Source organism: Burkholderia cenocepacia, assembly GCF_900446215.1.
GTDB classification, from domain to species: domain Bacteria; phylum Pseudomonadota; class Gammaproteobacteria; order Burkholderiales; family Burkholderiaceae; genus Burkholderia; species Burkholderia cenocepacia.
Map to the genome: position 1 here is coordinate 997,209 of NZ_UAQZ01000001.1, position 16,801 is coordinate 1,014,009.

General features: G+C 66.1%; 14 protein-coding genes. 7 read left to right on the plus strand and 7 right to left on the minus strand.

What is annotated here, in order from left to right; all coding sequences use genetic code 11:
• Positions 1–143: 143 nt before the first annotated feature.
• The 6 genes from DTA15_RS04685 (at position 144) to DTA15_RS04710 (ending at position 4,515) form a co-directional block, all read left to right on the plus strand.
• Complete coding sequence (locus DTA15_RS04685) at positions 144–623, plus strand: carboxymuconolactone decarboxylase family protein (protein ID WP_006485066.1); 480 nt, start codon at positions 144–146, stop codon at positions 621–623.
• A 76-nt stretch (positions 624–699) separates the two neighbouring features.
• Entirely contained in the window at positions 700–1,104 is a 405-nt protein-coding gene (locus DTA15_RS04690) for a cupin domain-containing protein (RefSeq protein WP_006485044.1), read from the plus strand.
• A 111-nt stretch (positions 1,105–1,215) separates the two neighbouring features.
• Complete coding sequence (locus DTA15_RS04695) at positions 1,216–2,220, plus strand: LysR family transcriptional regulator (protein ID WP_006485021.1); 1,005 nt, start codon at positions 1,216–1,218, stop codon at positions 2,218–2,220.
• A 205-nt stretch (positions 2,221–2,425) separates the two neighbouring features.
• Positions 2,426–3,181: an SDR family oxidoreductase gene (locus DTA15_RS04700; RefSeq protein WP_012493629.1), complete on the plus strand. Its 756-nt coding sequence runs from the start codon at positions 2,426–2,428 to the stop codon at positions 3,179–3,181.
• 25 nt (positions 3,182–3,206) lie between these two features.
• A complete protein-coding gene (locus DTA15_RS04705) occupies positions 3,207–3,722 on the plus strand; it encodes an Ohr family peroxiredoxin (protein WP_006485024.1) in 516 nt (171 codons plus the stop codon).
• A 40-nt stretch (positions 3,723–3,762) separates the two neighbouring features.
• Positions 3,763–4,515, plus strand: coding sequence for an SDR family NAD(P)-dependent oxidoreductase (locus DTA15_RS04710; RefSeq protein WP_006485028.1), 753 nt, complete (start codon positions 3,763–3,765; stop codon positions 4,513–4,515).
• Between the two features lie 56 nt (positions 4,516–4,571).
• Here DTA15_RS04710 and DTA15_RS04715 read toward each other — a convergent pair whose 3' ends face one another.
• Together DTA15_RS04715 and cblR are read right to left on the minus strand one after the other, a co-directional pair.
• The gene (locus DTA15_RS04715) at positions 4,572–5,000 is read right to left on the minus strand and encodes a PRC-barrel domain-containing protein (protein ID WP_006485034.1); all 429 of its coding nucleotides are present in this window, start codon (positions 4,998–5,000) and stop codon (positions 4,572–4,574) included.
• Between the two features lie 297 nt (positions 5,001–5,297).
• Positions 5,298–6,014 carry a cable pilus system response regulator transcription factor CblR gene (gene cblR, locus DTA15_RS04720; RefSeq protein ID WP_012493630.1) on the minus strand — a complete coding sequence of 239 codons (717 nt, stop codon included), beginning with the start codon at positions 6,012–6,014 and terminating at the stop codon, positions 5,298–5,300.
• Positions 6,015–6,394: 380 nt separating this feature from the next.
• On the opposite strand from cblR, the gene cblT reads away from it, so the two are divergent.
• Positions 6,395–8,929 carry a cable pilus system hybrid histidine kinase CblT gene (cblT, locus tag DTA15_RS04725; protein WP_006485030.1) on the plus strand — a complete coding sequence of 845 codons (2,535 nt, stop codon included), beginning with the start codon at positions 6,395–6,397 and terminating at the stop codon, positions 8,927–8,929.
• A gap of 39 nt (positions 8,930–8,968) precedes the next feature.
• Here cblT and cblS read toward each other — a convergent pair whose 3' ends face one another.
• The 5 genes from cblS to cblB all read right to left on the minus strand — a co-directional run bounded on the left by cblS (position 8,969) and on the right by cblB (position 16,531).
• Positions 8,969–11,122 carry a cable pilus system hybrid histidine kinase CblS gene (gene cblS / locus DTA15_RS04730; protein ID WP_006485049.1) on the minus strand — a complete coding sequence of 718 codons (2,154 nt, stop codon included), beginning with the start codon at positions 11,120–11,122 and terminating at the stop codon, positions 8,969–8,971.
• Between the two features lie 56 nt (positions 11,123–11,178).
• The gene (gene cblD, locus DTA15_RS04735) at positions 11,179–12,342 is read right to left on the minus strand and encodes a cable pilus minor pilin CblD (RefSeq protein WP_006485017.1); all 1,164 of its coding nucleotides are present in this window, start codon (positions 12,340–12,342) and stop codon (positions 11,179–11,181) included.
• 75 nt (positions 12,343–12,417) lie between these two features.
• Positions 12,418–15,120, minus strand: coding sequence for a cable pilus usher protein CblC (gene cblC / locus DTA15_RS04740; protein WP_006485012.1), 2,703 nt, complete (start codon positions 15,118–15,120; stop codon positions 12,418–12,420).
• Positions 15,121–15,205: 85 nt separating this feature from the next.
• Positions 15,206–15,706, minus strand: coding sequence for a cable pilus major pilin CblA (gene cblA, locus DTA15_RS04745; protein ID WP_006485048.1), 501 nt, complete (start codon positions 15,704–15,706; stop codon positions 15,206–15,208).
• Positions 15,707–15,709: 3 nt separating this feature from the next.
• Positions 15,710–16,531: a cable pilus chaperone CblB gene (gene cblB / locus DTA15_RS04750; RefSeq protein ID WP_006485025.1), complete on the minus strand. Its 822-nt coding sequence runs from the start codon at positions 16,529–16,531 to the stop codon at positions 15,710–15,712.
• Positions 16,532–16,801: the final 270 nt, after the last annotated feature.

The following is a 16,801-nucleotide window of genomic DNA, read 5'->3' on the forward strand; positions in this document are numbered from 1 at the left end:
TTGGTGCAGCGCGCGCAACACGATGCGTCCCTGTACGTGGCTACCGCGCCCCGGTGCACACTCCTAAGATGATTTCGCGCGGCGCCCTGCCGCCCACGACGCCCGCGCAACGCGGGCCAGCCTCTTCGTCGCCAGGAGAAATCATGACGCAGCGTCTCAACTACATTCAACAGTCGCCCGAGCTGTTCCGGAAATTCCTCGAACTCAGCAACCTGCTGCGCAACAGCGCGATCGAGGAATCGATCCGCGATCTCGTGTCCGTCCGGGCGTCGCAGATCAACGGCTGCGCGTTCTGCCTCGACATGCACGTGAAGGAGGCGCGCATCCACGGCGAGCGCGAGCTGCGCCTGCATCATCTTGCGACGTGGCGCGAATCGACGCTCTTCTCGCCGCGCGAGCGGGCCGCGCTCGCGTGGACCGAAGCACTGACGACACTGCCCGCGCACGGCGTGCCGGACGACCTCTACGACCGCGTGCGCGGCCAGCTCTCGGAAAAGGAATTGTCGGACCTGACGTTCGAAGTGATGGCGATCAACGGCTGGAACCGCGCGAATGTCGCGTTCCGGACCGTGCCGGGCTCGTCCGACAAGGCCTTCGGTCTCGACAAGGCCAATCTCGCCTGACGGCCGCGCCCGACGGCAGGCCACGCCCCTCCCTCGCTGCCGGCCGTCGGCCGGCGGCCCACCGGAAGCCACCACCATGATTCGCATGAAACACGTGCTCGCGGCCGCGCTCGTCGTCGCGGGCGCCGCGACCGGCGTCGCCCGAGCGGCGCCCTCGGCCATCGTCACGCCGCTGATGACGAAGCCGCTCGACGCGTACCCGGGCAAGGAAGCCCTGATGATCTCGGTCGAGTATCCACCCGGCGCGGTCGACCCGGTCCATCGCCACCACGCCGACGCGTTCGTCTATGTCGTCGAGGGTTCGATCGTGATGCAGGTGAAGGGCGGCGAGCCCGTCACGCTGAAACCGGGCCAGACCTTCTACGAGGGCCCGAACGATCTGCACACGGTCGGACGCAACGCGAGCCGGACGCGGCCCGCGAAGTTCATCGTGCTGCTGTTGAAGGACAAGGGCGCGCCCGTGCTCGTGCCGGAAAAATAACCGGCTCGCACGCCGCCGCGCCCTTTTTTTGAAAAAATGCGGCGGGCGGTGTCACAGGCGGCAGCGCTGAACCGTCTAGTCGCATACGGACACCACGATTCCAGCGCCCCCATGCCCGACACCTCCATTCGCCGCCCCGATGCCGACGATCCGTTCGCGCGCAGCTTCTCGACCTGCTATGCCGGCGTGGTCACGTTCCTCGCCGTCGTCACCGAGGGCAGCTTCGCACGCGCGGCCGATCGCCTCGGCGTCGGCCGCTCGTCGGTCAGCCGCCACGTGCAACGGCTCGAGGACCGGCTCGACGCCCGCCTGTTCCAGCGCACGACCCGCAGCATGTCGCTGACGCGTGAAGGCGAGCTCTTCTACGAAAACTGCCGGCCCGGCATCGAGCACCTGGCGCAGGCGCTCGAGGACATGCGCGAGCTGCGCAGCGGCCCGCCGAGCGGGCACCTGCGCATCGGCTCGACGCCCGGCTTCGGCCGCAAGGTCGTCGCGCCGCTGTTGCGCGATTTCCATGCGCGCTATCCGGACATCACGCTCGACCTGCTGTTGAACGACCGGCCGGCCGATTTCTCCGCCGACCGCATCGACGTCGCGTTTCGCGACGGCCGCATGGAGGACAGCGCGATCGTCGCGCGCCGGCTGATTCCGATGCAGATGATCGTCTGCGCGTCGCCGTCGTACGCGCACCGGCACGGCCTGCCGCGCCACGTCGACGACCTCGCGCGACATCGCTGCATCAACCTGTGCACCGCATCGGGCCGCGTGACGGAATGGGAATTCAGGATCGACGGGCTGACGCAGCAGCGCCAGCTCGCCGCGCATCACACGTTCAACGACATCGATCTCGTCGTGCGCGCGGCGCTCGACGGCCTCGGCATCGCGCAACTGCCCGCGTACCAGGTGTGCGACCTGCTCGCCGACGGCCGGCTGGTGAGCTGTCTCGGCCAGCACGCGCCGGACGACGGCGGCCACTATCTCTGTTACCTGAGCCGCAAGCACCTGCCCACGCGCATCCGCGTGTTCATCGACTACATGATCGAACAGACGCGTGCGCGCGACCTGCAGTGCCTGACGACGATGACGACGATGGCGCCGCTGGAGACCGTCGATTGATGCATGCACGACAACACGGTGAGGGCCTGCCGGACCCTACCGGATCGGGCGGCGCATGCCTACGATGCGGGCTGTTCGACACGCATCCGGATCCGGCAAGGCGCCGTTCGGCGAGGTCCGGGCCCGATCGCGCGAACGCGATGAGCGCCGGTTTCGGCAGATTCAAGCGGCGCGCATGTCGCGCGCCCGTTCAAGGAGAGCAATCGTGAAAATCGTCGTGATTGGTGGTACCGGCCTCATCGGCAGCAAGGTCGTCAGGAACCTGATCGCACGCGGCCACGACGCGGTGGCGGCGGCGCCGTCGACCGGCGTCGATACGATCACCGGGGCGGGACTGGACGACGCGCTGGCCGGCGCGGAGGTCGTGGTCGATCTCGCGAATTCGCCGTCGTTCGAGGAAGCGGCCGTGAAGGCGTTCTTCGAGGCGTCGGGGCGCAACCTGTTCGCCGCGGAGCGCGCGGCCGGCGTGCGCCATCACGTCGCGCTGTCGGTGGTCGGCACCGACCGGCTGCAGCAGAGCGCATATTTCCGCGGCAAGATCATCCAGGAAAACCTGATCCGCGAAGCAGGCGTGCCGTACACGATCGTGCGCTCGACGCAGTTCTTCGAATTCGTCGGCGCGATCGCGCAGGCCGGCGCGCAGGGCGATACGGTCCGGTTGACCACCGCGCACTTCCAGCCGATCGCATCGGACGACGTCGCGGCCGCCGTGACCGACTTCGCGCTCGACGCGCCGCGCAACGGCATCGCCGAAATCGGCGGCCCCGAGCGCGTGCGGATCGCCGATCTGGTCGAGCGTTTCCTGTCGGCGACGCACGACGCGCGCACGGTGACGCGCGACGCCAGCGCCGACTACTTCGGCGCGGTGCTGCAGGACGACACGCTCGTGCCGGCAGCCGGTGCGCGCCTCGGCGCGACGACCTTCGACGCGTGGTTCCGGCAGAACGCGCTCGCGCGCTGAACGCCACCGCCGGATCCTGCACGCCATGACGCCGCTGCGCCCGCCGCCGCTCTCGCTGCTCGACCGGTATCGCGGACGAGAACCGCAGACGCTGTACTCGACGACCGTGACCGTCACGGGCGGCGCGGCGGAGCACGGCCGCGCATCGGGCGTCGCGCGTTCCGACGACGGGCGGCTCGATGTCGAGCTGCGCCTGCCGTCCGCGCTCGGCGGCCCCGGCGACGGCCCCAATCCGGAGCAGTTGTTCGCCGCCAGCTATGCGGCGTGCTTTCATGGCGCGCTGAGCCTGCTGGCCGCACGGGCGGGGGTGTCGATCGCCGGTGCCTCGGTGTCCGCATCGATCGACTTCTGCCGCGATCCGATGGACGGACTGTTCATGCTGAACGCGAACATTCGCGTGCGGCTGCCGGGCGTCGAACGCGCGGTGGCGGAAGAACTCGTCCGCAACACCGAGCGTTTCAGTCCGTATACGAAGATGGCGCACGAAGGGATCAGCCACGTGGTGGCGCTGGCGCCGACGGACGATGCGCACGAACGCTAAACGGCACGCACGTTCAACCCATCATCTTCACGAGAAAGTCATGCAGTCATTCGACAACAAGGTGGTCCTCATTACCGGCGGCGGCGCCGGCATCGGGCTGGCAGCGGCCGTCGCGTTCGCACGCGAAGGTGCGCGCGTCGTCATCACGGGCCGCCGCGAAGATGCGCTGTCCGCCGCCGCGCGCAGCGCGCCCGGTATCGACTACGTGGTCGCGGACGCCGGCGATCCGGCCGATGCCGCGCGCACGATCGACGAAGCGGTCGCACTCGCGGGGCGGCTCGATGTGCTGGTCAACAATGCGGGCGCAGGTGCAATCCTGCCGCTCGGGTCGGCGACCTTCGAAGCGATCAGCGCGATCTTTTCAGTCAATACGCTCGGACCGTCGATGCTCGCGACCGCCGCATTGCCGCATCTGAAAGCAGCCCGCGGCAGCATCGTCAACGTGTCGAGCACGTTCGGACACAAGGCTGCGGCGCTGCTGTCGCACTATGCAGCGAGCAAGGCCGCGCTCGAGCATCTGACGCGCTGCTGGGCGCTCGAGCTCGCATCGGCGGGCGTACGCGTGAACGCCGTCGCGGCGGGCCCGACGGAAACGGACTTCCTGTCGGAACGGATGAAGCTGTCGGCGCCCGACATCGAAGCAATCAAGGCGCAGGAGCGCACGCGCATTCCGCTTGGCCGGCGCGGCGAGCCCGCGGACGTCGCGAACTGGATCGTGTCGCTCGCGTCGCCGCTGGCGGCATGGATGACGGGGCAGGTGATCACGGTCGACGGCGGGCTCGACGCAACCTGACCGTCGCGAGAACGCGCGGCACGCGACGTACGACGCGTGCCGCGCGAAGGGGCAAATCAGTGCTTTTCGTCGAGCTTCTTCGGCTTCGGCGGCGACGGCACCTTCGCGTACTGGAACGCCGGCGTGGCCTTCAGCGCCTCCTTCGTCGCGCCCGGCAGGTAGATGTTGCCGTTGCGCACGTCGAGCGACGCGATCGGCACCGCGACGTCGTGCGCGGCCACGCCGAGGAAGCCGCCGGCCGACACGATCGCGGCCGACACCGAGCCGTCCGGCGCGACGATCAGGTCGCGCACCTTGCCGACTTTCTGGTTTTCGTCGTTGTAGACGGTCTTGCCGAGCACGCTCTTCTTCACGCTCCAGCCTTCGAGCAGCGCCTGCGATTGCTCGACGGTCACGCTGATGGGCTGCGCGCCCGCGATCTGCGCATGCGCGCTGACGCTCGACGCGAGGACGGTTGCTGCGATGAGGGTCTTGTAGAACTTCATATGCGTTGCACTCCGGTTCGGTTGTTGTGGATTCCGGGAACGAAGCGGCGCGGGCGCAACGGCTGATCGGTGAGCACCCGTGCTTCGTCGATGGCGTGGCGGCCGGCCGCGCCGCCGCTGCGTGTGTGCATGACGGGCCGGCGTGGCCGAACCGCAGCGTGCAACACGGCGTTCATGGTAGCGGCATTCGCCGGACCTTGCGTTCAAGGCGCAATGCCGAAGGCGGGTCGGGCCGGATGAAGATCAATGACCGTGCGGATAACGTGGTGGAGAAAGACACCCGCCGCCGTATGTCGATCAGGCCGTGCGACCTTCCTCGATCAGCTTGCGCGACGCGAATAGTTCGGCATCGCTGCGAATGCCGAGCTTGCGAAATGCCGATTGCTTTTGCGCGCTGATCGTCTTGGGGCTGCGGGAGAATTTCGACGCGATGTCGGAGACGGACATGCCGGCGAGAAAGCAGCGCAGCACCTCGTGCTCGCGTGGACTGAGGCGCAGGTCGGCCGACGGCCCCGATTCGGGTGTCAGCGTGCCATCGCCGCCCGCCGCCTTCGTGTCGGCCATCCGCGGGTCGGGCGTCGCACTCGATTCCATCCGCGCGGCCAGTTCGGCGCTGATGTACGGACGGCCGTTCGCCACGACGCGGATCGCGTGGGCGAGTTCGCCGAGATCCTCGCTCTTGCCGAAGAAGCCGAGCGCCCCCGCGCGCATCGTCATGCTGACGGTTGCCGGTGTATCGCTGCTCGACATCATCAAGATCCGGCAATCCGGGAAGCGCGTATTGACGAGCTTGACGAGATTGAGACCGTCGATCTCGCCGGGGCCGAGCGTGTAGTCGAGCAGCACGACGTCCGCGTGATGTGCCTCGAGCCAGCGGATCAGATCGCGCGACTTCGCGAAGCTCGCGGCTACTTCAATCCCGATCTTCTCCGTCAGGTAACTGGCGATCCCGTGCTGGACGACGGCGTGATCGTCCAGGATCACGACACGGATCGGTTGGTGCTCTGGCCTCATTGCTAACCCTTTCTTTATTTCAGGACGGCCGTGACCGGCTGCGCCGCGTTGCTTGCGGCCGCACGCGGCCATCGATGCCATCGCTTATTGGGATTAGCTTACCGATTTTACGGCTAATTTTTAACCCCTTCGGCTAAAAAGGGCCAGATCTTTTCGACTGGTCTCCGGCGCGGCGTTGCGCTTCCGTTGCGCGCGACCTATGATGGCGAGCCCGTTTTTCGGCGGCTCCAGCGTTCGTCGCGCCGATCGATGCCGGCCCGGCCGCCACGCGCCACGAGCGATGGGGACTCCGGCACAGGAGCGGGTCGGCACCGCCGCCGCTCGGGTAACGGGCCGGGCCGGTTGTCACCCGGCCGATAACGGGAGAGTAGGACGTGAACATGGTGAGTCGGAAAGGCCGCGCCGTCCTGATCGGCATGATGATCGGGTTGATGCCGGCGCCCGGTCGGGCGATCGGCGCGCCGCAGTTTACGGCGGAGGAAAAGGCGTGGATCGCTGCGCATCCCGTCGTGCGAACCCGCGCCGATTCGAAATGGCGCCCGTTCGAATTTCGCGAAAATGGCAAGGTGGTCGGGGTGGTGCCGTCGTTTCTTGCGGCGATCTCGCAAATCAGCGGGTTGCGCTTTGAGTATGTCGACGACATCACATGGCGCGATTCGGTGGATGCATTGCGCGCCGGCAGAATCGACATCGTTCCCGACGTGACGTGGCGCAGCGCGTACGATGCACCGAAACAGCCCGCCCCAGGTGCCAAAGCCGATGTGACGGCGAGCGATGACGCCACATCGCTGCTCAGCAACACCATCGTGAGCCGCCCCTATTTCGTCGGCACGGTTCTGGTCGTCGCGCCCGAGCATATGAACCTGTTCGTCGACTCCCGCAATCTGGCCGGCCGGCGTGTCGCGATCAAGGGCGGCGGCGCATTGGAAGCCGCGATCCGCAACGGCGACATTCCGGTGACCTTGCTCACCTACGACGACGAGCGCGACGCGCTCGCGGCCGTCTCCCACGGTGACGCGGACGTCGCCATCGGCCCCGACATGTCGGTCCTGCCGCTGCTGCAGCGGCAATACCGCAACAAGCTGTTCGTGTCGGGCGGCCTGCCGGACAACCCGTATGCGCTTGCGATCGCAACGCGCCGCGACATGCCCGTGCTAGCGTCCATTCTCGACAAGTCGCTCGCGGCAATTTCGGCGCGCGACGCCGAAATCATTGCTCGCCAATGGATCGAATCGACCGATTACGGCAAGCCGTCGCTGCATTCGATCCTCTACTATCGGCGCTGGCAGGTTGCGGCTGCCGCAGCCGGCCTGCTGGCGTTGGCCGCGATCGCATTCGCTTCGTGGCGCTCACGCGCCGTGACGCTACGCAGCGCGCGCGACAAGGCGATGTTCTTCGCGTTCATCAGCCACGAAATCCGCACGCCGATGCACACGATCCTGTCGTCGCTGGAATTACTGCAACGCGCGAAGCTGCCGCCGAAGCAGGCCGGTCGCGCGGACGCGGCGGTAGCCGCTTCGGAATCGCTGCTGACGCTGCTCGACGACATCCTCGACTACTCGCGCCTCGAATCGCGCAACGTGACGCTCGCGCCCGAACCCACTCACGTCGAACCCTGGGTGCAACGCAGCGCCGACATGGTGCGCTGGCGAGTCGACGAGAAGCAGTTGGGCTTCGCGCTCGAACTCGCGTGTCCGCCCGCGCTGTGCGTGCTGATCGACCCGGTGCGCACGCGGCAGATCGTGCTGAATCTGCTCGTCAACGCGATCAAGTTCACGTCGGCCGGCTCGATTGCGCTGCGTGTTGAGTATCTCGACGGCAAGCCGGACCGTGCCGGCTCGCTCGTGCTCGAAGTCCGCGATACCGGCATTGGCATTCCGCCCGAACGCCAGCGCCGCATCTTCGAGCCTTATCAGCGGGTCGAGCAGGCCGGGAACCGCCGCGTCGCCGGTAGCGGGCTGGGATTGTCGATCTGCCGCGAACTGGTCGACCTGATGAAAGGCGTGATTACCGTCAGCAGCAGCGCCGACAAGGGCACCGTCTTCACCGTGATCCTGCCGGCGCGGCGCATCGCACACGCGCCGGCAGCCAGCACGGCCGACGCGCGCGAGGCGACGCCCGAATCGTCGTCGGCAGTGCGCGCGCAGGCGCCGGCGGACGCCGACACGCCGCCGCCGGCCGGCAACGGTCGGATGATCCTGGTCGTCGACGACCACGAAGCGGTTCAACACGCGATCCAGCACCAGCTCGACGCGCTCGCGTGCCGCTCGACCGTTGCCGACACCGGCGAGCAAGCACTCGCGCAGTTCGAGCGTGCGACGTTCGACATGGTGCTGCTCGATTGCAATCTGCCCGACATCGACGGCTATACGGTCGTGCGACGCATGCGCGACAGCGAACGCCAGCGAAAGCAGGCGCGCACGCCCATCATCGCGATCTCGGCGTCGACCGGCGACGCGCATCGCGAACGATGCTTCGACAGCGGCATGGACGGCGTGCTGGGCAAGCCGCTGCGGCTCGATGCGCTGCGCCAGATGATCGACCTGTGGTGTGCGGCCGGCGTCGCGGACGAGATCGCGCCACCGGCGGGGGACACGCAATCGGCGAAAGCCGATTTCCGGGCGATCTATCGGCAGAGCGTCGAAGCCGATCTCGCGGTGCTCGGCGATGCGTTGTCGAATGACGATGCCGAGCGCGCGCGTCATGCGTCGCACCGGATCAAGGGCGCCGCAGCCATTGCCGGCCATGCCGCGACGAGCGAGCTGGCAGCCGAACTCGAGCGCCGGCTGCAGTTGGCATCCGGCGGCATGCCGCCAAGCATCCGTGCGCTCGGTGACGAACTGTTGCGCCGGCATCGCGCCGACATGGCCGGGCCGAACACACGCGAGCGCGAATCGGGCGGCCCCGGCGCATAGACGGCCCACGTTGCCGGAAACCCGACAGCGGGCGCGCGCCTAGGGCACGGTGGACACCTCCAGTGTGTTATCCGCATCGGTCGGATACCACCGCGCGATCGCCTGGCGGAGCGTGTCGAGTCGCAACGGCTTGCCCAGCACGCCGTCCATGCCGCTTTCCAGACAAAGCATCCTGTGCATATCGCCGGACTCCGCCGAAATCGCGATGATCGACACGCGCCGGGCCTTTCGCGCGGCTTCTTCCTGACGGATCATCCGCGCGAGTGCATAACCGTCGATGTCGGGCAGATTGCAATCGAGCAGCACCATGTCGATCCTGCCCTGCGCGAGGTGCCGCAGCGCGTCTTCTCCCGAACCGGCGACGATGCCGACGCAGCCGAGCGCATCGCATTGATCCTGCAGCGCGGCGCGCACCGTCTCGTGATCGTCGACGATCAGGACGCGCGGTGCGCCGCGATACACCGGCGCGGCGGTGGCATCCGCCAGAGCCTGCGCCGCGGCGGCCGACTTTGCCAAGGGCGCGCCGTCCGCTGCCGGGACGGGCAATTGCACCGTGAACACCGTCTCGACGTACGGCGTGCTGTCGACCGTGATCGAGCCGTGCATCAGCTCGACCAGTTCCCGGCAGATCGCGAGCCCGAGCCCGCTGCCGCCGCTGCCTGGTTGCGGCGCACGATCGGCCTGCCAGTACGTTTCGAAGACGTGCCCGAGACGATCCGGAGCGATACCAATGCCGGTGTCGCGCACTTCGAGGCACAGCGTGCCGTTACGGCCGTGGCGGGCCGCCACGTAACGGACGCGCAGCGTAACCGCCCCGGCCGCCGTGAAATTGATCGCGTTGACGAGCAGATTCAGCACGATCTGGCGAACACGCACCGGATCGATCGACACGTGCACCGATGGGGGCCCCGCAACATCGAGCGTCAACGCCAGCGTCTTTCGATCCGCACGCCAGCGCACCAAGTCAACGGTTTGACGGGCCCACACGTCGAGCTCGACCGTTTGCGGCGACAGCGTGACCTTGCGCGACTCGAGACGCGAGTAGTCGAGGATATCGTCGAGCAGCGTCAGCAGCGTTTCGGCAGCCGATGCGGCCGCATCCACCCGGCCGCCCTGCTGCACGGAAAGCCGCGAACGCTGCAGGAATTCGAGCGACGACAGCACCGTCTGCATCGGCGTGCGGATCTCGTGACTGACAAAAGCGAGGAACATCGCCTTGTCGCGCTTGCTGCGGATAGCCGCCGCGCGGGATTTCCACATCAGGTACGCGAGCGCCGCGAACGTCAGCAATGCCAACGCGACCCCGAGCACGACCGGCGCCCGATAGTGCACGATCGAGCGGATCGTCGGCTTGCCGTAGTCGCCCAGCTCGATCGAGTCGCGCGTGATCTCGGCCGTCTCGCTCACCGGAATGGCCGCGAGCGACTTGTCGATGATCGATGCGAGGATCGGCAGGTCGGCGCGCGTGAGCATCGCGAGCGACACCGGGCGGTCGGCCAGCATGCCGGACATGTAAAGCTGGCCGGTGAACTGCCGGCGCATGATCGGCAGGATCGTGACGTCGACGCCGAGCGCGGCGTCGGCTTCGCCGTTCGCGACCGCGGCGAGCGCGAGCTCTTCGCTGTCGAACGTCAGCACATGGAGCGGCACGCCGCTGTGGCGAACGAAGTATTCGACCGCACCGCGCCCCTTGATCGCGATGCGCCGGCCCTTCAGCCGTTGCAGGCCGAAAATCATCGCGGAATTGTTGCGCGTCACGACGGTCAGCCGCCCGACCAGATATGGCGCACTGACCAACGCACCGGCGCCGATGCGGTCCGGAACCAGCTCGCGCCATACCCCCGGCAGCAAGTCGACCTTGCCGGCCGCGAGCGCATCGTACGCGTGCCCCCGTTCGGTGCCGGGCACCGTCTGGAACGAGAGTCCGGTCATCCTGGATATCGCACTCAGATAACCCGCGACGAGTCCCGCGTGCCTGCCGTTGCGCATGTATTCGATTGGGTGCCAGTTCGCCTCGACCGCGATATGGACGACCGGGTGGTCGCCGATCCAGCGGCGCTCCTCGTCGGTGAAGATCGGCTTCCAGCAGGCGGTGGCGGCGCCCGTGCCAACCGAACCGGTCAGCAGCATCGTCGCCAACACGTGGCGAAGCATGCGCCACACGGGGCGATGCGCGGAGAACCTTGCTTCCATGATCGATTCGCTTGGGATAGAAGCGACCGGCACCCGCTTCACGGGTGCCGAACGCGCTAGAGACTGGTGGACGACGGCGTAAACGTGATCGTCAGCTTGTGGCTGTACTTGCCCGGACGCTTCCAGACCGACTGGAATTCCGGCGTCTCGAGTGTCAATGGTGTCGGCGTGCAGATGACCGGCGCCGAAATGCCCGGCAGCGTGACCGAGCGACCGGCGCTGTTGTTCACGCCCTGAAGCCGCACCGTCTCGTTGTTCGGCAGCGCGATCTTCTTGCCTGCGTAGGTCAGGCTCGCGGCGTAGTCGATACGCGATTCGTAGGCGCCGCTCTTGTCCTTGTCGAGCAACGTGGAATACTGACCTTTATCGCGGCGGTCGATCGTAAGACCATCGCTCGCCGACACGTCGAACCACGTACTCTGCGAGTTGTAGCCGTCGTACAGGCACATGTCGACGTTCGACGTGCCCGACATCCGGCTGCCGTTCGGCAGCTTGCGCAGCTTGAGGTCGACGGTGGGCGTCGCACTCGTGAACTCCGGCAGATAGACCTGGATGTTGTTCTTGTCGGTGGTGTCCAGCGTAATCGCCGCCTTGAAGATGGCGAGCGTCGTAGCCGTGCTTGAGGACCACAGTTTCAGGTTCAGCCGCAGGTTCGCCTTCCAGGTTCCACCGGACGGGAGTTTCTTCAACTCCGCGGCGGGGATCTTGACGAAGAGTACACGCCCGTCCCAGCCGACGGTGTCGCAACCGGCGATGGTAGCGCTCTGCGCCATTTCCATCGGTCTTCGGGCAATCGACACGACCCCGGAAATTACACTGCCGGTGCAATCCCGGTGACGTTGATATCCGTTTGCGCCTTCGAGAGTCAGCACGGCCGTCGCCCCGGTATTCTCTTCCTTGAACGAAAGCTTGATGTTGGTCGACGTCCCCGCCTTCTCCCATACCGGAACGGTCGGACATGCACCGGTCGCCGTGTCGGTGGACGATTGGCAAGTCCACGAATTTCGCCCCCATTTGAGGTAGTCGCTCGTATCGTAGCCGCCCGATGCCTTGTCGAAGATCAAGACATCGCCCACTGGCGTACCACGATCACGAATGGCTTGCGCCGTATCGTCGCGCCCCGCCGGCTCTTCCATGACCGCCGATGCATCGAGCGAGAGTACGCCCAGCATGGCCGCCAAGACGATTTCCCGGCAGCGGATTCGATTGATCTGAAGCATATGAATGGTTGTTTCCTTGTGTTTTCGGCATCGCAAGCGGCAACGCGCGGTGCCTGCCGGCACACGTCGTGTGCGTCACTGCGACGAGTCGGTCACGCCCGCGGTCGGCCCCCGCATCGACATCACGTAGCGATGCTCCAGCAGCTTGCGCACGCGGGCCTGCTTTCGCAGCGACTCCGGCAACGCATCCGGCCCGGCCACTTCGCAGCGCACCTTGCCGACCATCATCAGCACGTCCTGCTGGCGCTTCACGTGCAGCGGGCAACGCATCAGCGTCGGACCATCCACGACGAACAATTCGTTTTCCTTATGGTCAAGTTCAGCAATAAAGCCGCCCTGACTGTCGATCAACGGCATCGCGCCGTTGAGAATCACGCTGTCCGAGAGCGGCATGCCGCCTTTCGAGAATGCCTGGCCGACATAGGTGTACGTCACCTTGGCGTCGACGTCGCGCAGCGCGAGTTGCCCCGGCACCATGAACAGCGTGCGCTTGCCGAGCCCCTCGGTCACGCTCGTTGCACCTGCTGAAGCATGCGCGCCCGCGTCGCTCACTTCGGTCGTCACCGGCGTGAAGGCCGACACCGGCAGCAGTGCGCGCTGCCCGAACCCGACCTTGATACGCGCGCTCGAATCGCTGCGCACCTCGGCCGCCATGCCCTTCGCATCGTCGCGCTTGCCCACCCTGACGGCGAAGCCCGCGAGCGGATCCGACTGCGACGCGGACGCGCCGAGGAACACGCCCTGTCGCGCCACCGCGAACGACGACGAATAGCTCGCCGTCACCGACGGATTGTTGCCTCCGCTGTCGCGGCTGTAGCTGTTCGCGACCGACCCAGTGACGTCGCCGTAGCGACCCTTCCAGCGGCCCTGCACGGTTCCCGTCAGGCTGTCGGTTCCATATCCCGACAGGCCGAGCGCGACTTCGCGGTAAGTGTCGCCCTGCCAGTTCCAGTTGCGGTCGAGCGTGTAGTTCGTCGTCGTGCTGTTGCGGTCCGTGCGCACGTCGACGCCCGCCGACGTATACGCGGACGCGCTTCCGGGCCGCATCGCGGGCTCGGCCATCGACAGCGTCACGCCGACATAGCCGCCGTACTCGCTGCGGGCGCCGGTGTTGCGGTTCGCATACGCGCCGATGCGCAGGTTCGCGCTGATCTTGCGCAACGTGACGGATCGCGACAGCGACGCCTGCAGCGCGCGCGACACCTGGTCTCCGTGACGGAACACGGGCGTTGCCCATGGACGGTCCGGTGTGTCGGGCTGCCAGTCCTGCGCGCGCCCGACGCTCTTGTTGTACGTGTAGCCGAGCATTGCCGACCAGCTGCCGAGCGGAAACGACACGGTCGCGTTCAGCATGTCATAACAGCCAATGTCGCGATACGACACGGCCGGGCCATTGCACGCCGCGCCGCGCATCTGGTAGCGGTACACGCTCCACGACACGCCGTCGGCGATCGAAATCTGCTGCGTGTTGCCGCGCGACCCGTCGTTCCCGACGAAGAACGAACCGCCGGCGGACAGCACACCCAGCGGAAACGCATGGCGCCACTCCAGCGCCGTTTCGTTGTACACGTGCTGGCCGACACTCGCGATGCCGCTCGTCAGTGCCATTTCCCGCAACAGCGGAATCCGCACACCGGCTGCCGCGGCCATGCCGTCGGGTGCATCTCGGTCGGACGGTCGGCCTGCCTGCGCGAACCATTGCGCGGTGCGCGAATTGATGCCGCCGCCGGTCTTCGTGAACGGCGTCGTCTGCGTGCGCACCTGCACGCCGTTCTCGAACACGCGCAGCGTCAGCGGATAGGTGCCTTCCGGAAAGCGCGACGTATCGAGCGCATTGACGCCGGCCTTCATGTAGATCGTGCCCAGCAGCTCCTGCCCGCGATACGCATCGATGCGCGAATCGCGCGGCAACAGCAGCGTGACGGGCGTGCCTTGCTGCGCGACTTCCGGATTCACATAAGCCAGCGTCGTACCCACGCGCACACCGTCGAGCGTGCCGACCGGCAGCATCGTGAATCCGAAGTTGCCGCCGAGCGCGCTCGCGAGGTTGCGGTTGTCCATCCGGCCGGCCTGCGCGTAGTGCTCGGTGCCGAGATCGTGGCGGTAATAGAGATCCTGAAGCTGGACATGGCTATCCGATCCCCTCGAATAGCCCGTATGGGAAAAATTCCAGTTCCCGCCGATAAAGCTCTTCGGCGTGATGCCGAGCGCCCCCGTGCCGGACACGGACACGCTTTCGTAGCCGCGCCCGCCCGACAGGTTGATCGTCTGCTGATGGATGAGGGCGTTTTCCGTCAGCGGCGACGGCTCGCGAAACCGCTGGTCGCGTTCTTCGGTGCTCACCCAATCGCGCGACAGGAACAACTCGATGTTCCCTTCGCCTTCGTCGTAGATCACGGCCGCGCTGTCGGTATCGACATACCCGCAACCGTTCACGCCCGCCTGCCCCGCGCAAGCCAGGTTGCCGTTGCGCGCCATCGACTTCGACAGCGCGTCGCCGATCGTAGACGCGTCCGTCGTCGGTTTCACCTGAGAGCCGAGCGCCTGCAACAGCCGCGCGGGATCCTCGAAACGCACCGCGTCAGGCGTCACGAATACGCGAAACAAGCCGAGCGGCTTGCCGAGAAAATTGACGTTGATGCGTTCGTCATGCCCCGTCATGATGTCCTCGAAGCCCGGCGGCACGGCCGAAGCGGCCTGAGCGACGGACGCGATGTCCATCACATACAGAGCGCTCAGGCATGCGACAACGGTCTTCTTGAGGTCGAATGGAATCATGCAGGAATAGGGAATGGTTTTTCAGGAGTGCTACAAAAAACAGGGCGCGCCATTCAGGCGCGCCCCGTCGATACTGCGGAGGGGCTTAGCTACCCGAAGCCGCGCTCTGCGTGACGATCACGCTGACGAGGCCCTGGTAGCTGCCGGACGCCGTGACGGCTTCGACCTTCTTCTGACCGATCGACAGCGCCAGCACGTTCGAACCTTGTGCCAGTTCGCCGGGGAAGAGCTCTGCGGTCTTCAGCGTCGCGGCCGTGGTGGTCAGCTCGGTTTCGCCAAGCTTGACCGACAGCGGAATTTCCGCCGCGCCCGGGCTCGTCTGGTTCTTCAAAGCCGGGGCAGTCGCGAGGCGGATCTGCAGATCCTTTGCCTTGTCGTTCGTGAAGATCTTCGTGTTCACTACAGCTGCCTGAAGACCCGTACCCGGCAGATATTGCATCTGCATGGTCGTCGGCAGTGCCGAGCCGTCCGCCGACAGCATTTCGAGCGTCGTGTCGACGTTGGCGGTGACGGTAATGTCCTTCTGGACGGCGTAAGCCGACATCGACATCAGAGCAGCAGCAGCGATCGGAACGTATTTCAGCATGGGTTAGTCCTTCTGGTTGGTTGAAACAATGGTATGGCCCGTCCGGGTCTCGTTATTCGCGCTCGGCGCGTTCATCGCGTCGACGGAATGCGTGCGCACAACCTTCTGCTGCACATCTGCCATTCCCCCCACTCGATATCGAATTCGCACATAAGGTGCGGAATGCAGCCCCTCCAGCCCGAAGTGCTGGTCCGGGTAGACACTGCGGTCGAATTTCGTCCACTGGCATGACGAATCGTCCTGCGCGGACTGGCAGGTGCCCGCTTCGAGCAAGCCGATCCGCACGTTGCCGGTATTGGTCAGCGTGCCGTTCGACACGTCGAAATCGGGCACGGGCGTCTTCGGCAGCACACGGACAAGCGGGGCCCAGACGAGGCTGAAGTTGACCCTGCCAGACACGTCGTCCGTCGCCGCGGATTCGTCGTCGGACGGCGCCGCCACCGGCTGCAGGTAGACGCGATACAGCACCTCCTTCTGCGGCACGCCGAGCGGAATCACCCGCACGAGCCGCGTGCCGCCGGCCGGCAGCGCGAATTTCGCCGGCGAGATCACGATCGCGTCATCGCCGGAATTCATGCTGGCCTGCTCGCGCTCGTGATCCGTTGCCGGATCGATCACGCGCTTCGCGATTGCCTTCACGTATTGCGTCGCATCGGATTTCGAATAGATGCGCAACTCCGCGGCAGACTCCTTGCCGGCCCCGATCGACGCCGCCATCGGATAGACCAGCATGTTCGCGCTGGCGATGGACGAGGCAAGCGACATCGCGATTGCGGCAAGCGACATCCGGTGAGTACGGTGCTTTCTGTTAAAAATAATTTGCATAACTTATCGATATGGAATCCATTTCACGTGTTCGCGGGCAGTCGCACGTCGCTCGGGTCACATTCCGGGCGACTTCCCAATGGCTGGCGACATGCCTGAAATGGCTTAGCCAGCCACTTCCACCGCGGTTACGGCGCGAGTCACGACGCCCTTCGTCGATGCGGGCTGCACGCTGCAGCCAATCACTCAAGCGCCTGCGGAATCTCCAGCGTTTTGCCTATCCGGTGCACTGCCAAGCACCCCGGCTATCGCAACGCATTGCTTGATTAG

Excerpts from the sequence above, each read along its gene's own strand:
- cblD (WP_006485017.1), bottom strand. The coding sequence starts at position 12,342 with ATGCTTCAGATCAATCGAATCCGCTGCCGGGAAATCGTCTTGGCGGCC.
- DTA15_RS04715 (WP_006485034.1), bottom strand. The coding sequence starts at position 5,000 with ATGAAGTTCTACAAGACCCTCATCGCAGCAACCGTCCTCGCGTCGAGC.
- DTA15_RS04710 (WP_006485028.1), top strand. The coding sequence starts at position 3,763 with ATGCAGTCATTCGACAACAAGGTGGTCCTCATTACCGGCGGCGGCGCC.
- cblA (WP_006485048.1), bottom strand. The coding sequence starts at position 15,706 with ATGCTGAAATACGTTCCGATCGCTGCTGCTGCTCTGATGTCGATGTCG.
- cblT (WP_006485030.1), top strand. The coding sequence starts at position 6,395 with ATGGTGAGTCGGAAAGGCCGCGCCGTCCTGATCGGCATGATGATCGGG.
- DTA15_RS04705 (WP_006485024.1), top strand. The coding sequence starts at position 3,207 with ATGACGCCGCTGCGCCCGCCGCCGCTCTCGCTGCTCGACCGGTATCGC.
- cblC (WP_006485012.1), bottom strand. The coding sequence starts at position 15,120 with ATGATTCCATTCGACCTCAAGAAGACCGTTGTCGCATGCCTGAGCGCT.
- cblS (WP_006485049.1), bottom strand. The coding sequence starts at position 11,122 with ATGGAAGCAAGGTTCTCCGCGCATCGCCCCGTGTGGCGCATGCTTCGC.
- DTA15_RS04685 (WP_006485066.1), top strand. The coding sequence starts at position 144 with ATGACGCAGCGTCTCAACTACATTCAACAGTCGCCCGAGCTGTTCCGG.
- cblB (WP_006485025.1), bottom strand. The coding sequence starts at position 16,531 with ATGCAAATTATTTTTAACAGAAAGCACCGTACTCACCGGATGTCGCTT.
- cblR (WP_012493630.1), bottom strand. The coding sequence starts at position 6,014 with ATGAGGCCAGAGCACCAACCGATCCGTGTCGTGATCCTGGACGATCAC.
- DTA15_RS04690 (WP_006485044.1), top strand. The coding sequence starts at position 700 with ATGATTCGCATGAAACACGTGCTCGCGGCCGCGCTCGTCGTCGCGGGC.
- DTA15_RS04695 (WP_006485021.1), top strand. The coding sequence starts at position 1,216 with ATGCCCGACACCTCCATTCGCCGCCCCGATGCCGACGATCCGTTCGCG.